We start from the raw sequence: 15135 nt of genomic DNA, 5'->3' as shown, positions 1-15135 counted from the left end.
TTCTTTTTATTTATACTAACTATTATAATTAAAATAAAAAAGGAAATGGCTTATGATAACATTATTTTCAATAATTGCTTTAACTACTACTACCAATCCAATTATTGTGGAAAAGGATAAGCCTATTGATTATGCTTATGCGATGTATGATAATTTTGATATGATAGACTCAAATGGAGATGACCTAATTACCTTACAAGAAGCACAAAGATTAATAGAAGGATTGGATTTAGAAATTTTTTTATCTTTTGATAGAGATGGAAACCAACAGTTGTCAGAAGAAGAATTGCAATTGGCTATAAAAGAATTAAGCACTTGCGGTTCTCAACTTCAACGGGGATGTTCCTGTGCTGTTAATAGGGTTGAAACATGGATATCTGATTTTATTGCTATCCTTTTTTCAATGACGATTCTATTGTTTATGGGCTCTGTAAAAAAGTAACCTAACTATCATCCAATAAATTTTCGAGAAACTTTGTCTATTTCATCCATTTCTGCCTCAGAAATATGGAATTTGAATGTTCCTAAGTTTTGGAGTGCTTGTTCTTTTCGGGTAGCACCAGGGATGGCAACAACACGCTCCCCATGAAAATGAATGAGCCAATTCAGAGCAACTTGGGCAGGAGTAGCTCCATATCGTCCAGCAATCTTTTTTAATGTATCTATCACGGGTTTTGTTCGTTCAAGACCGGAGGGACGGTAAAGTGGAAAATATTTTCGCCAACCTACACGAGTTTTTATCAAGGAAGGATTATCATGAAATTTTCCTGTCAATAGTCCTTGCTCTAATGGGGAATAAGCAATAATCGTCATTCCTAATTCTTGTGCTGTTTTTAATATTCCATTTTTTTCTATTCTACGGTTTAATAAACTATAATGGACTTGATTGGAAACAAGAGGAAAACCTAATTTTTCTAAATGTGCATGGGCCTTTCTCATTTGTCTTGCGGAATAGTTGCTTACTCCAGCAGAACGAATTATGCCTGCTTTTAGCAAATCTGCCATAACCTCCATTTCTGTTTTTATTGAGGATAGGGATGTAGGCGAATGAATTTGATAAAGGGAAATTTTATAAGGGGCAAGGCGTTGTATTTGTTCTTCTATAGAACGAAGCATCCTTGATGCTCTACGGGCAACAGGGTGCCACTTTGTCGCGATTATTGTGCTTTCAATGGGAGCATTTATTTTTTGAAGCCCCTGGGAAACACATTTCTCAGAGGCACCCCATCCATACATTTCTGCTGTATCAAACCAGTTAATACCCCCTTCCCAACTTACCTTTATAATCTCATCGCTTGGGACTTCTTCCAGGGAGGGCCAGAATTTTCCGGCAAAACCAATTCTGTTACTAAATTGCCAACATCCTAAACCCAAAGGTGTAATTTGAATATCACTTTCTCCTAATTGACGAAGTTTTATGTCCATTGGTTTTTCCTTTATTGTTGTGCAAGAATCTTTTGAATATCTATTTTCTGGAATACAATTTTTTCATAGGGATTTTTCTCTCCACATTCAAATAAAATTCCCACTTCTTTTTCATTCATTGAATACAGAGAAGAATATGCAGAGGGGCCTTTATATAACAATTTTTGATATTTCCATGTTTTTCCATAATCAGAACTTATTTTTACTGTCATCTTTATCCTTTCTTTTTTATCTGCTGGATTAGAAAAAATCAGGTATTCTCTATTTTCGGACTGATGTTTAATCAAACTTGCCTGGCATACAGGTTCAATCAATTCCAAATCATAACTTAAATTAGACCATGATAAGCCACCATCTTCACTAATAGAAGTAGCCCTACATGGATATTCTCGATTGTAATTTCTCATGTTAATAAGCAATTTATTATCCGTTATTTCGACGACCTGACATTCATTGGTCTTAATACCTATTGGTTGGCTATATGCCCATGTTTTACCGCCATCATCTGAATATATAATATGCGAATACCATTGTTTATCCTTTTTGTTAGCATGGTCACAAGGAATAATAAGCCTATTTTTATATTTATCTCCCGTCATCTGTATTCCTACTCCAGGTCCTGTAGCATACCAACTCCAGTCAGGATGTTTCGTTGAGTTTGTTATTTCTTCAACTTTTGACCATGTCTGTCCATTATCTACGGAACGAGAAATAAACACACGACGGGTATCTTTTGATATACCATTAATAATTTCTATCTCATTATCATCTCCCCGATTCCATGTCATTAGGATAATGATATCTCCTGTATTTTTATCTATTACAGGACAGGGATTACCGCAGGTATTTTTTCCATCATCCCATAAAACAAATATATCACTCCATGTATCTCCGTTATCTTTAGAAAATTTGTAAATAAGGTCTATATCTCCGGCATCAGACACGGAATCTTTTCTCCCCTCACAGAAGGCAATCAAAGTTCCATCTTGTGCTTTAATCAAAGAAGGTATTCTATAAGTGTTGTATCCCCCTTCGCCGGAAAGGAAAACTGTGGTAGAGTTATTTTCTCCCCAAATAAAAACAGGGATTATCAATAACATAATTATTATCAACTTAACTACTAATTTCATGGTATTTTCCTTTCTTTTTAACTATATAGACACAAAAAAATGGAGATGGTATTCCCATCTCCATTCTATATAAATATTATAAGAGAATTAAATTTACTTTTTAGATGATAATTCCTTGGCAACTTCATCGAAATATTTTACACATTGAGATATTTCAGGTAACGAATTTTCCCAATTGTACTCGTATTCAATCGAGAAAACCCCTTTAAATCCTTTTTGGTAGAGATGTGTTAAAATGGCTTTCATATCTGCCTGCCCTGTTCCCCAAATAGTATCGTGTGCATCCCTCTTGCCAAATTCATTTAAATCTTTAAGATGGAATGAAATAATTCTTTTGTCTAATGCCTGAATGGCTTCCAGAGGCTTTATACCGGAACGCATCCAATGTCCCGTATCAGCACAGGAACCGATATTGAGACTTACATCTTTCGTAACTTCCAGAACCTTTTTATAATCCCAATATAAAGAAGGTTTGGGATGATTGTGTATTGCCACTTTTATACCATATTCCTGAGAAAGTTTATCTACTAATGGCATAGCATTGGCAGGAGGTTCAGAAACGATAGTCTCAATACCCATGGCTTTTGCAAAATCAAACACTTTGCGAGATTCTGCTTCATCATTAGATAGTCCCACAACGCCGTAGTTCACAAGTTTTACATTTGCAGAGGCTAACTTTTCTTTCACTTTCTGTTGGAGTTCTGGAGAGAGACTATGATCAAATTTAACATCACCGGTTTCATTGGATAGTTTTTGCCCAGGATACGCTTCAATATAATGAAGTCCAATCGTTGAAACTTTATCAATTGCTTCAAAAAAAGTAAAACGGTTGAAAGAATAAGCCTGACAGCCGATTCTCCAGCCAATGGCTTCTGCGTTCGGGGCACCTCCTTTATACAATTCAGTATCTGCATGGGAAACTTTTGCCCCTAATAAAATAATGGACACTAACAATACTAACGGCACTAAAAAAGAGAAACCAAAAACATTTTGCATATACGAACCCTTTCTTATTAATTGTTTATAATTATTTGTATCTAATTTGAATAACCGATGGACTATTATGTTTCAAAAATCGGTAAAAAATCAATTTTGCAGTTTATGTTTTATATTGGTCGATGTTTTTGAGAAGCCATTCTAACAGCAGCAGAAATAACACGAAACAACCTATCTTCCTTTGTATTCCTATTTTTCTTGTTTCCCAGATGTTGGTAAATTTTTAATATCATTGTTTTTTCCTGAGGAGTAAGCATTTCTATTTTATTATTCCACACTTTATTTAAGCCAGAAACAAGCAAATTTCTTAGTTGTAAATACACAGGTTCGGACCTGATTGTGTTTTCTATATCTTCTTCTGTCTTTTTTTCTACCTCTCCTTCAGAAGAAGATTTCATACTTAGAATTATCTGCGATAAGTCACCTAAACTCACTTCTCCCCATTTTTCTGCAGTAGTTTCGAGAACTAACTCTGCTAATTTGTTATCTTTGATTTCCTTCTCGCTAATAAGTTCTTGTTCCTCTTTTGTAAGTGGGATATCCGGAAGTACCGGTTCCTCCGGTTTAGAAGATATAAGAAGTTCCTGGTATTCTTTTTGTAATTTCTGAAGATTAACAATTCTTCCCTGAAGTATTCCTCGTGTTTCTATCAGTGAATTTTCTAAATTTTCGATAACACTCATCCAACGGTCATAATTTTCTGTCTCTTCCCTGAGTCGCTGGTCTGCCTTACTGAGTAACTCATTAATTTTTTTTATCGCTTCCTGGTCTTTTTCTATAAAACTTTTTAGTTTTGTTATTTCATTATTTATTTTTTCCAATATGCTTTTCTTGTCTTCAGACATTTAACAGACCTTAATCTTTTCAATTTTTAATAGCGTATTTCAAAATTATTATATCTTTCATCGCCTTCTTCCCATTGGACTTTAATTTCAGAGACATAGGCACCTGAGGGACCTTCTCGGCACCATGAAAGCATTTCTTCTAATTTCTCACGAGCACCTTCAAAAACGGCTTCTACACTACCATCACTTTTATTACGGACCCAACCCGTAATACCTAATTGTAAAGCCTTTCGATAAGTCGAGTATCTATACCCAACTCCTTGAACAATACCATAAATTACAATGTGAACTCTGGATTTCACAGTTCTCCTTTTAATTTAATGTATCTTTCACGGTATTTGGGTAAAGTAACACCCACAGCAGCACGACAGGCTTCAAAAGCAACTTCCGTATCTCTACTTTCTATAGATGAAGGTAATATTTTTAACAAATTCTTATCCCCTAATTTAAAAATAAGATAACAGATTTCTTTCCTGACGACGGGACTTCCCTCCCTCATTAATTCCTGATATTGAGGTAAAACTGTAGGGTCTCCACCTTGATATAAGGCGGTAATTGCTTTCGCACGATAAATGAGATTTATATCAGTAGGATTTTCTCTTCGAGTTAGGCGGGCTCTTAAAAATTGCTGGGCTTTCCATTCTTGTTCTTTTGCCAGAATAAGAGCAATTTCGGGACGGAGTGTTACCTGTTCTTCATACAGTTGAGACAGAAGAGATTTACCCTGAGGTTCTTTAAGATAGAACAGTGCTTTTATAGTTCTATACTTTGCCATACCTTCCAATCTTGGAAGAAGTTGTAGTAATTGTTCTCGAATATCATCACCTCCAAGTGTAACAAGAGCATAAACTGCCGATTCAGATTTTTCCCCGTTTTGTGATATAAGCATTTCTAAAAGTTTTGGAATAATTTCGCGAACACCCAAATAAGACAATGCTCGTGCAGAAGGTCCACTGATTTCACCCGAACGGTCTTGTAACATATTCATTAACGATGGTATTCCATCACGATAACCTACCAACCCACTTAAAATAGCCGATTGAATTCGAACCGACCTGTTTCCATGTTCTAATCCGCTCCGCAGTAATGCCGTAGGAACTTGATTTTCCGATAAATACATACCCCTTGCAGAGACCAACTGTGTTGTTATCTCATTTGAAGAGAGTAATTTTTGCAAATATTCCATCGCTTCTTGAGAACCGTGCAATACTAATAAGACAGCACATTCTACTTTCAGGTCCTGGTTTCCTTCGGAAGATTTAAATATTTCATCCAATCTACTCCATGCCCTTTCTACCGTTACTTTGTCTTCTGTTCTAAGTGTTACACCTGGTGAAAGTTGTATGGATGGTCTTTCTTTCTTTTCTGATTGTACTATAATCTCAGCAATCTGGTCTAAACGATAAGTAACTCTATCTTCTTTTTCTGTCTCAAAAGCAAGATATTGGTCATGTATTTCCACAAGTTGAAGATTTACATCCTTTGCTCCTGAATCTTTTATGATTACAGTAACTAAATTGTTTGAATTTAATAGTTCATTTAAGGATTTTCCTCCCGTTATTTTGATTTCATCAGCAAAAATTGATAGAAATACAGCGTGTAAAACTATAAACAGCATTACAGACATCATTGCTTTTAAGTCCTTTATCTTATCCATAACATTCCTTTCTTTGGTTACATCTAAAAATATTATAACCATAATACACATTCAATATCCCATAAACAAGGAACACACCTATATTTTAATCGTTATATAAAAAGGTAATTTATATTTTTATTTAAACCATTTTATCTTTTTTGATTGGATAAATTCATCTAAGAATAACTTTGCTTTATCAAAGGAATCTACAAAAGGGTTAATAGTGAGGGCTTTCAAAGCATAGTTATATGATTTATTGACAATAGATTCTATTATAAGCCGGTCACTTTCTTTAGCGGTTAGAAGTAAACCTCGGAAAACTTCTGGTAATTTGGTATGGATGCAAGGTTTTAACCCTTTATTGTTTATTTCACAAGGTATTTCAACGGAAGTATCAAAAGGAAATTCCGATAAATAATCTTTATTCGGAATACAAACAATATGTTCTTCCGGATTCTTTCTTTGTAAAGCGCAAATAAGAGGAATAATGATTTCATCATACCACGATGGATTTCGTTCATATACAACATCAGGGATTGTCGTTATTCTCGGGTCTTTATAAATACTCAATATTTTCGATTCATGCTCATAAAGGAATTCCGAACGAAATTGTGATTTCTTCTTTTGTTCTTTCAAATAATCACTTTTTCTTAAAAATATGTTTAATGCTCTGGAAGGTATAATGTTAAAAGTGGAGATAAGTTCTTTATTAAACAAAGGAATATTTTCCTTTTCCAACTTATCAATAAGTTCTATCATAATGCTTTTACCATTTAGATATACATCGCAAATAGCACCCAAATGATAAAGCCCTATATATTGAATGCGGATATGTTTTTCCGAGATATTGAATAATTGAGAAATAATTCTTTTATAAGAAGTAGAGGTTTCACAAATACCAATAACATGATTTAATCCTGCAAACCGCGTCAGCGTCTCTACGACAAGTCCCATCGGATTGGTCATATTTATTAAATGGGCTGTTGGGTTTATGGAAGATATCTTTTTACCTATTTCGAGCATCACAGGTATTGTGTAAAAAGCATTTAGAAAGCTTCCCGCTCCAAAACTTTCATCTCCAATTAAATCATAGTTTACAGGTCTTTTTTCATAATCAATTCTGGCAAGAAATCCACCTACACGGATATGACTAAGAATAATTTGAGCCCCTTCTATTCCATTTTCTATCGAAGTGGTTTCTTTAATCTGCACCGGATATCCGATATTATCGACCATTCTTTTACAAAAAGATGTTACGATATTTAGTTTTTCTGAATTTTTACCTACTAAAACTATTTCTTTAATCCGAACATTATTCTGCATCAGGGCTGACAAGAAAACAGGGATATAAACGCTACTCCCTCCCAGCACGGTTAATCGTGTTATCATTTTTGTGTTGTAGTATTGTTGAGGAACTTCTTTTTCCTTCATAGACACCCCCAATGAAGTTATATAGAAATCAATGAAGAAGTATATTATCGGGCTCTGTAATAGGTTCTCCTTTTTTACATAGTTCACATTCTTCCGGTAACCAACTCGCTAAATGGATTTCTGCTAAAGAATAAAATGGCACATCGAACGAAACATTCCCTGGATTTCTATTTACAATACAACCCACACCAACAACATTAGCACCCCTTTCCTGCAAATGTTTTATACATTTCTTCACAGAACCACCTGTTGTTGTAATATCTTCCACAACGATTACCTTCCAACCTTTGACCAACTTAAACCCCCTTTTCATAGCCATACCCCCTTCTGGCTCTTTTTCAAGAAATGCGGAATGACAATCCAGATGTTTGGCTACCTCATGTGCCAAAATGATACCACCCGTAGCAGGACCTGTAACTAAATCAATTTGTAAATTCTTGAAATATTGAGATAATTCATAACATAATTTTTCTACAACTTTGGGGTATTGCAATATACGGGCAAATTGCAAGAACTGATTTCCATGTCTTCCACTGGCATAAACAAAATGTCCATCAAGTAAGGCTTTATGGCGAACAAATAAGTCTAAAACTTCTTCATTTTTCATTTTCAATTTCCTTCACAATACGCTCAAATGCTAAACGGGGGTTTTCGGCTTTTAATATAGGACGGGAAAGAACTAACATATTAGCACCCCGAGAAATTGCCTCGGATGGGGTCATAACTCTTACCTGGTCATGAGTGTCTGAAGCCCATACAGGACGAACACCCGGCGTAATTAATAAAAACTCTACACCTAATTTCTTTCTTAAAAGTGATATTTCCATAGGTGAACATACAATTCCATGAGCCCCTGAAGAAAGAGCCATATTGGCATAATTAAATACAGTGTCTTCTAATTTCCATTTAATTCCCAATTCTTTTTGTATTTCTTCTTCTGTATGGCTTGTTAAAACAGTTACAGCAATAATCTTCGTTGGGCTCCCTTCCACTGTTTCTCTTGCGTATCTTATCATTTTATTTCCGCCTAATGCATGGACTGTTAACATATCTACTTCAAGACTTTTTGCTGAATTTACTGCATTTTTTACCGTATTCGGAATATCATGATATTTTAAGTCAAGAAAAATCTTTTTATTTTTTTCTTTAAGTAAGGAAATTACCTGAGGACCACATCGAGTAAATAACTGGCTACCTACTTTAAACCATACACAGTTTGGACATAATTCAAGGATTTTCTTAACTTCGTCTATTGTATCAATATCTAATCCTATAATAATTTTTTCTGACATATACCTGCTTTCTACCTATTCAATAATCACAGAACCAATAAGTTTGTTAATATCATCTATACCGTTATTAAGACAGTATTCTCGCAAACCCTGTATAATACGAATGGGAGCCAACGGGTCACGGAATAAATAAGAACCTATTGCGACCATTCTTGCTCCTGCGATAAGAAATTCCAAAGCATCTGAAGCAGTGCAAATTCCACCCATCCCTATTACAGGAATTTTTACTGTTCTACTTACATCCCATACCATTTTTAAGGCAACAGGACGAATTGCAGGACCGCTAAGCCCCCCAACGACATTCTTTAATTTGGGTTTTCTTGTTTCAGGATTTATTGCCATTCCAAGTAATGTATTGATGATAGAAATAGCATCTGCCCCACCTCTCTCTGCCGATAAAGCAGGTTCTGTAATATCCGTGATATTTGGGGAGAGTTTAACAATTAACGGTAACTTTACACTGGAACGGACTGCAAGAGTATATTTTTCTACCCATTCGGGAGATTGTGCAATAAGAGGACATTTAAATTTATTTTTAGCATCATGGACATTTGGACATGATAAATTCATTTCTATAGCATCAGCACCACCCTCTTTCTCAAGGCGTTCTGCCAATTTAACATATTCATCAATAGAAGTCCCATAAATATTGGCAATATTGGTGCATTTTTTTTCTCGTAAAAATGGGAGTTTGCTTTTTAAATAAGTGTCAATTCCAACATTTTGAAGTCCTATTGCATTTAACATTCCAGCAGGGGTTTCAACAATACGGGGAGGGATATTGCCCAAACGAGGTTGTAAAGTAAGGCTCTTTATGGTCACAGCACCCAATTCAGATATATCAAAATATTCGGAATATTCTTCTCCATAACCGAAAGTCCCTGAAGCCACAGTTATGGGATTTTTTAGTATAAGATTTCCTATAGATACATTTAGGTTTATATCCATATTTCATTTTTCTCCAATTTTATCCCAGAGAATTACCTGTGTATCAAACACGGGTCCTTCTCTACAGACACGAGCCATCATTTCGTTTTCAACTTCCATCTTTGCGGGAAGAACACATCCTAAACAGACACCTTCTCCACAAGCCATTTCTGCCTCTAAAGAGGCGTAGCAAAGCCACTTTTTTTGCTCACAAATCTTATGAACATTCTTAATCATTGGTAGAGGACCACATGTGTATACAATGGTGGAATCTGGCAGATTGAGTGTTTCAAGGACATCTGTTGCAAGTCCTTTGTCTCCGGCACTTCCATCTTCAGTTACAAGATGTATTTTGCATCCCATCTGTCGAAAATCTTTTTCGCACAAAAGATGATGGAAATCCTTCCCTGCTAAAATAATTTCCGGAGCAATTCCCCGAACCTTTAATATTCCCTCTACTAATGCAGGGAAAGGGGCTACTCCTATACCCCCTGCAACAATAAGATAGTGGGAATATTCTTTCGGAATAGGAAAAGAATTTCCTAACGGACCCTGAACATTAATTTTTTCGCCTACGGATAATGTGGATAAAATTTTTGTCCCTTCACCACATACTTTGTAAAGAATAGAGACACCATCTGAAAAAATCCGTTCTATAGACATAGGTCTGCGTAAAAAAGGGTAGTATCCCTGGGAAACTTCTAACATAACGAATTGACCGGGTAATGATTGCATAGCCATTTCTTTGCTTTGCAATACCATTCTGTAATGATTGGGTGCTACGAGATTATGTAAAGTTATAAGACATTCATGAAGTTTATTCATATTACCTCCGAAATTCCAACCCCATTTGACTACGCAATAAATTCAAACTGCTCCGAATTCGTTCTGCCAAAACATCTCCAACTCCTTCTACTTCCATTAAATCCTCTTTGGAAGCGTGAAGTATTTGTTTAATTCCACCAAATTTTGCCACTAAATTTTCGATTAATGCTGATGGTAATCGGTGTGTCATTGTCAAAATCCGATACCCACGAGGAGTTAAATATGTATCTATAGAACGAAGGTTTGAGCCATATCCTAATATTTGACTTATATTCCCTAAATCAAGCAATTCATCTTGTGTTAGAGCATGTAGCTTTTCAAGAAGAGTATTATAATCTATACCAGGACGTTCGCGGTAGTAATCTTTTAACACCAATTCCGCTTCAGGAATAGGAATGAGTAATTCTTTAAGTTGCATTTGAATTAATCTACCTTCGGTTCCTAATTCAAGAATAATGGGATGTAATTCATCGGCAAGTCGTAATACGACTTGAGTTCTTTGTATCGTTTTACACACATCAAAAATTGTCACGACATCTTGGAATTCTCGAAGAGTTAAATCCTGAAGGGATTGATTCATTGTTACTAAAAATCTTTCAATCGTTTGCAAAGACTGCATTGCACGACTTAACAGGGTAGGTAAAGTAGCCAATACATGTTTTCGGTCATTAACATAAATAGTAACTGAAGAACGCCTTTGAGATACGGCTACCACAATACAATGTGCTTGTTGAGCCATGCGTTGTGCAACACGATGTCGTGTTCCTGTCTCATCGGAAGGAATTTTTGCATTTGGTTTTAAGAAACGATTTGCATATAAAATTTCGGTTCCATCTGCATTAAGAATAATAGCCCCATCCATTTTTGAGAGTTCGTAAATTAACTGGGGTTTTAATTCTTCATTTAATTCTACCCCCCCTTCAGAAAGTTGAGATAGTTTGCGGGGTTCCCCAAAACAGAGCAAAGCACCCATCCCACTTTGAATAATCGCCGATAGAGCCTCTCGAATTCGACTTCCCGGGGCAACCATTTGTAATGCTTTTTTAAATAGTTCATCTGTATCTGGAATATTACTCATGAGATTTCTCCCGATTTTCAAACAATTGATTTAATTTTTTTATATTTTCCAAAGAGATAATTTGTAAACTTTCTGCTTTATCAGGAATATCTGATGGTTCTATTCTTGGAATTATACAGGTTTTAAAACCGAATTTTGCAATTTCATTAAGTCGAATTCTTGCCCCATTTACTCGACGAATTTCCCCAGATAAGCCTACCTCTCCAAAAGCAATCCAATCCGAAGCAAGAGGAATATCCAAAAAACTGGACAGCATAGAAATTATGACAGGTAGGTCAACCGCAGTTTCGTCAACAAACACTCCACCTGCAACATTAACAAAGATATCCCTATCGGAAAGATATATACCTGCCTTTTTCTCAAGAATAGCAACTAACAAAGATACCCTTTGACTATTTAAGCCCATGACACCTCGACGGGGTTGAGGAATTCGACTTTTTCCAACCAGGGACTGAATTTCTACCAGCAAAGGACGGGAACCTCCTACCATAGGAAACACAATAGAACCACTCACCCCTAAAGGCCTTTCTTGTAAAAAAATAGCACTGGGGTCGGCTATTTCTTTTAATCCTTCGCAACACATTTCAAATACACCAATTTCATGGGTTGAACCAAATCGGTTTTTTATTGCCCGTAAGACCCTTAAAGAATGTTTCCCTTCCCCCTCAAAATAAAGAACCGTATCTACAATATGTTCTAAAACTTTAGGACCGGCAATATAACCTTCTTTGGTAATATGTCCAATGATAATCATTGGAATATTTAATTGTTTTGCTTTCTGGACTAATTCATAAGTGCATTCCCGAACCTGCGTAATACTTCCAGGTAAGGAATCTACTTCTGGATTGCTAATACTTTGAATGGAATCAATAATGACTAAGGAATACTGATTTGTGTCTATGCTTGAAAGAATATCGGTCATATCTGTTGATGGGAACATAAATAAATTTTGATGGACTGCATTCACTCTTTGTGCCCGCTCTTTTACCTGATGAAAGGATTCTTCACCATGAACATATAATACAGCCCCATTATTTTTTGCCCACAAACCCGCCACCTGTATTACTAATGTAGACTTTCCTATACCGGGTTCTCCGCTAATCAATATTACAGCCCCTTGAATAATTCCTCCTCCGACAACTCGGTCAAATTCTTTTATTCTTGTAAGTATCCTTTTTGATTGTTCTTCAAGATGGTTCTTTTCAAAAATAGAAACAGGCTGAATTTCTATCTTCTTTTGTTTGTTCTTTGTAAGATTTTTAGTAATTTTTTCTAAAAAAGGATTCCAGGATTCACATTGAGGACATTTACCAAGCCATTTTGGGGATTCAAAACCACATTCCGAACATTCATAAATTTTTTTCTCGTGTGCCATCGTTGTAAAATCTTATTGTTCTGATTTATTTTATTTACCATCTAAATAATATCGAAATTGTATACTGTATCCCAACTGAAAAGAAAGGATTGTAAATGGAGCATTTGTTTTTTTTAACAGAAGAAGAAGTTTTGCATATTAAAAATCATTACAACACACCTATTTTCATTTATGACGAAAAAACTATGTTTCAAAGGGCTCAGGAAGTATTAGCATTTCCACATGCCTTTGGTTTCACGGCTCGCTTTGCGATGAAGGCTTTACCTACACGCAAAATTTTGCAAAAATTTCATACATGGGGACTTCATATAGATGCCAGCAGTGGTTATGAAGCCGAACGAGCCATTAAAGCAGGTATTCCCCCATCACATATTCAAATCACAGCCCAACAAATTCCCTACAATTTAAAAGAGTTAGTAGAACAAGGGGTTCTGTATAATGCCTGTTCCATCCATCAGTTAAAAGTCTATGGTGAAATGTTTCCAGGGACAGAGGTCAGCGTTCGAATTAATCCGGGATTGGGTTCAGGGTCTTCTAATCGAACTAATGTGGGAGGACCTTCCGCCAGTTTCGGTATCTGGCATGAATATCTCCATCGTGTATATGAGGTAGCCCAAGAACATAGACTAAAAATTACAGGGATGCATACACATATAGGTTCGGGTTCAGACCCGGAAGTTTGGGTTCGTTGTGCTCATTTGGCTTTAGAAACAGCCGGAAAAATGCCTGATGTCCAGAGAATTAGTCTTGGCGGTGGATACAAAGTGGCTCGTATGTTCGATGAAAAAACAGCCAATTTGCAAGAAATCGGGAATAAAATACTTCCTGCATTTTTTGAATTTGAGAAAAAGCATGGTAGGCGACTCCATTTGGAAATAGAACCCGGAACATATCTTGTTGCGAATGCAGGCTCACTTTTATGTAGTATTATTGATGTAGTTGATACAGGACCTACAGGGTATCGGTTTATAAAGATTGATTCAGGTATGACAGAAAACATTCGTCCCAGTATGTATGGGGCATTACATCCTTTAATAGTTGTCCCTCATGAGAAAGACAGTCCGCGAAACAAATATCTGTATATCGTTTCAGGCCACTGTTGTGAGAGTGGAGATATATTTACACCTCAACGGGGAGACCCAGAAAGTCTTGACCCAAGAGAACTATTAGAAGCAAAAATAGGCGATGTTTTAGTGGTAGAAGGGGCGGGAGCATATTGTTCAAGTCAATCTTGTAAAAACTACAATTCCTTTCCTGAATGTGGAGAATTATTACGAATAGCACCTTTTGAATTCGAATGGATTAGAAAACCACAGACATTGGAACAAATGCTTCAGAATGAAGTGTAAATCAAAATAAGGGTCCAATATATGAAAAATTTAACTGTTCTGGTTACAGGAGCAAGCAGAGGGATTGGCAAGGGAATTGCATTAACATTAGCAAAACAAGGTTATAACATAATAGCCATAGCAAGAAATCCCGATGGGCTTCGACTTCTAAAAGAGGAAATAGAAAAAAACTATCCTGTGCAATGTTTAGCATTTTCCCTTGACATCGAGAATTTAAAAGACCAGGAGGTATGGTTTTCTAACCATTTTCCAGCACTACCTGAAATAGACCTTCTTGTAAATAACGCAGGAATAGCACCTGACAAGCGTTCCGATATTCTGGAGTGTTCTATAGAAAGTTATGACAAGGTTCTTAATACAAATTTGAAAGGCGTTTTCTTCTTTACTCAAAAAATTGTTCAACGAATGGTTGCTTCTATACAGAAAGGTATCAAAGAGAACTATAAACCTCGCATTATATTTATAACCAGCATTTCAGCCATAACTGCTTCACCCAACCGTGCTGAATACTGTATTAGTAAAGCAGGTTTAAGCATGACTTCCCAACTTTATGCTGTCCGACTTGCAGAGTATAATATACCTGTATTTGAAATTCGCCCCGGAATAATTATGACTGACATGACAGAACCTGTCCGTTCGAAATATGACGCCTTGATACAACAAGGGTTATTACTTCAAAAACGATGGGGAATGCCCGAAGATGTAGCCAATTGTGTTAAATCTATAGCAGAAGGAAATTTTGATTACGCTACAGGGTCTGTTTTTGAAATTAGTGGAGGTTTCAGCATTTTAAGATTATAAATGGTTTGAAGGTAGATATATT

Annotated in this window: 16 protein-coding genes; 3 read left to right on the top strand and 13 right to left on the bottom strand. The window is 36.0% G+C overall.

What is annotated here, in order from left to right; genetic code table 11:
* Positions 1–52 precede the first annotated feature (52 nt).
* Positions 53–442, top strand: coding sequence for a hypothetical protein (locus tag PLA12_03600; protein ID HOQ31579.1), 390 nt, complete (start codon positions 53–55; stop codon positions 440–442).
* Between the two features lie 8 nt (positions 443–450).
* On the opposite strand, the gene PLA12_03595 is transcribed toward PLA12_03600, so the two are convergent.
* The 13 genes from PLA12_03595 to radA all read right to left on the bottom strand — a co-directional run bounded on the left by PLA12_03595 (position 451) and on the right by radA (position 12963).
* A complete protein-coding gene (locus PLA12_03595) occupies positions 451–1425 on the bottom strand; it encodes an aldo/keto reductase (protein HOQ31578.1) in 975 nt (324 codons plus the stop codon).
* 11 nt (positions 1426–1436) lie between these two features.
* Positions 1437–2555, bottom strand: a complete 1119-nt coding sequence (locus tag PLA12_03590) for a sialidase family protein (protein HOQ31577.1) — start codon at positions 2553–2555, stop codon at positions 1437–1439.
* A 93-nt stretch (positions 2556–2648) separates the two neighbouring features.
* A complete protein-coding gene (locus tag PLA12_03585; protein HOQ31576.1) occupies positions 2649–3551 on the bottom strand; it encodes a sugar phosphate isomerase/epimerase in 903 nt (300 codons plus the stop codon).
* A 110-nt stretch (positions 3552–3661) separates the two neighbouring features.
* The gene (locus PLA12_03580; protein ID HOQ31575.1) at positions 3662–4396 is read right to left on the bottom strand and encodes a hypothetical protein; all 735 of its coding nucleotides are present in this window, start codon (positions 4394–4396) and stop codon (positions 3662–3664) included.
* A gap of 26 nt (positions 4397–4422) precedes the next feature.
* Positions 4423–4698: an acylphosphatase gene (locus tag PLA12_03575; protein ID HOQ31574.1), complete on the bottom strand. Its 276-nt coding sequence runs from the start codon at positions 4696–4698 to the stop codon at positions 4423–4425.
* Positions 4695–6053 (bottom strand): hypothetical protein, encoded by a 1359-nt coding sequence (locus tag PLA12_03570; protein ID HOQ31573.1) that lies wholly within the window; start codon positions 6051–6053, stop codon positions 4695–4697. The genes PLA12_03575 and PLA12_03570 overlap by 4 nt, the downstream gene beginning before the upstream one ends.
* Before the next feature lie 117 nt (positions 6054–6170).
* A complete protein-coding gene (locus PLA12_03565; GenBank protein HOQ31572.1) occupies positions 6171–7466 on the bottom strand; it encodes a hypothetical protein in 1296 nt (431 codons plus the stop codon).
* A 28-nt stretch (positions 7467–7494) separates the two neighbouring features.
* Positions 7495–8073: an orotate phosphoribosyltransferase gene (gene pyrE / locus PLA12_03560; GenBank protein HOQ31571.1), complete on the bottom strand. Its 579-nt coding sequence runs from the start codon at positions 8071–8073 to the stop codon at positions 7495–7497.
* Positions 8063–8758: an orotidine-5'-phosphate decarboxylase gene (gene pyrF / locus PLA12_03555; protein HOQ31570.1), complete on the bottom strand. Its 696-nt coding sequence runs from the start codon at positions 8756–8758 to the stop codon at positions 8063–8065. The genes pyrE and pyrF overlap by 11 nt, the downstream gene beginning before the upstream one ends.
* A 15-nt stretch (positions 8759–8773) precedes the next feature.
* Positions 8774–9700, bottom strand: coding sequence for a dihydroorotate dehydrogenase (locus PLA12_03550; protein HOQ31569.1), 927 nt, complete (start codon positions 9698–9700; stop codon positions 8774–8776).
* 9 nt (positions 9701–9709) lie between these two features.
* Complete coding sequence (locus PLA12_03545) at positions 9710–10510, bottom strand: dihydroorotate dehydrogenase electron transfer subunit (protein ID HOQ31568.1); 801 nt, start codon at positions 10508–10510, stop codon at positions 9710–9712.
* A gap of 1 nt (position 10511) precedes the next feature.
* On the bottom strand, positions 10512–11588 hold the full coding sequence (gene disA / locus PLA12_03540) for a DNA integrity scanning diadenylate cyclase DisA (GenBank protein HOQ31567.1): 1077 nt from the start codon (positions 11586–11588) through the stop codon (positions 10512–10514).
* On the bottom strand, positions 11581–12963 hold the full coding sequence (gene radA, locus PLA12_03535) for a DNA repair protein RadA (protein HOQ31566.1): 1383 nt from the start codon (positions 12961–12963) through the stop codon (positions 11581–11583). Before radA ends, disA begins: the two co-directional genes overlap by 8 nt.
* Positions 12964–13058: 95 nt before the next feature.
* Between radA and PLA12_03530 the strand changes: the two genes are divergently transcribed.
* On the top strand, positions 13059–14312 hold the full coding sequence (locus PLA12_03530; protein ID HOQ31565.1) for a diaminopimelate decarboxylase: 1254 nt from the start codon (positions 13059–13061) through the stop codon (positions 14310–14312).
* A 21-nt stretch (positions 14313–14333) separates the two neighbouring features.
* Positions 14334–15113: a 3-ketoacyl-ACP reductase gene (locus tag PLA12_03525; GenBank protein HOQ31564.1), complete on the top strand. Its 780-nt coding sequence runs from the start codon at positions 14334–14336 to the stop codon at positions 15111–15113.
* Positions 15114–15135: the final 22 nt, after the last annotated feature.

It is taken from the genome of Candidatus Hydrogenedens sp., assembly GCA_035378955.1.
Classification (GTDB): domain Bacteria; phylum Hydrogenedentota; class Hydrogenedentia; order Hydrogenedentales; family Hydrogenedentaceae; genus Hydrogenedens.
This window is presented reverse-complemented; position numbering and strand designations above follow the sequence as displayed.

Coding starts and splice junctions, on each gene's coding strand:
- PLA12_03545 (HOQ31568.1), bottom strand. CDS start 10,510: ATGAATAAACTTCATGAATGTCTTATAACTTTACATAATCTCGTAGCA.
- PLA12_03595 (HOQ31578.1), bottom strand. CDS start 1,425: ATGGACATAAAACTTCGTCAATTAGGAGAAAGTGATATTCAAATTACA.
- PLA12_03565 (HOQ31572.1), bottom strand. CDS start 7,466: ATGAAGGAAAAAGAAGTTCCTCAACAATACTACAACACAAAAATGATA.
- pyrF (HOQ31570.1), bottom strand. CDS start 8,758: ATGTCAGAAAAAATTATTATAGGATTAGATATTGATACAATAGACGAA.
- PLA12_03530 (HOQ31565.1), top strand. CDS start 13,059: ATGGAGCATTTGTTTTTTTTAACAGAAGAAGAAGTTTTGCATATTAAA.
- pyrE (HOQ31571.1), bottom strand. CDS start 8,073: ATGAAAAATGAAGAAGTTTTAGACTTATTTGTTCGCCATAAAGCCTTA.
- PLA12_03580 (HOQ31575.1), bottom strand. CDS start 4,396: ATGTCTGAAGACAAGAAAAGCATATTGGAAAAAATAAATAATGAAATA.
- radA (HOQ31566.1), bottom strand. CDS start 12,963: ATGGCACACGAGAAAAAAATTTATGAATGTTCGGAATGTGGTTTTGAA.
- PLA12_03525 (HOQ31564.1), top strand. CDS start 14,334: ATGAAAAATTTAACTGTTCTGGTTACAGGAGCAAGCAGAGGGATTGGC.
- PLA12_03600 (HOQ31579.1), top strand. CDS start 53: ATGATAACATTATTTTCAATAATTGCTTTAACTACTACTACCAATCCA.
- PLA12_03585 (HOQ31576.1), bottom strand. CDS start 3,551: ATGCAAAATGTTTTTGGTTTCTCTTTTTTAGTGCCGTTAGTATTGTTA.
- PLA12_03570 (HOQ31573.1), bottom strand. CDS start 6,053: ATGGATAAGATAAAGGACTTAAAAGCAATGATGTCTGTAATGCTGTTT.
- disA (HOQ31567.1), bottom strand. CDS start 11,588: ATGAGTAATATTCCAGATACAGATGAACTATTTAAAAAAGCATTACAA.
- PLA12_03590 (HOQ31577.1), bottom strand. CDS start 2,555: ATGAAATTAGTAGTTAAGTTGATAATAATTATGTTATTGATAATCCCT.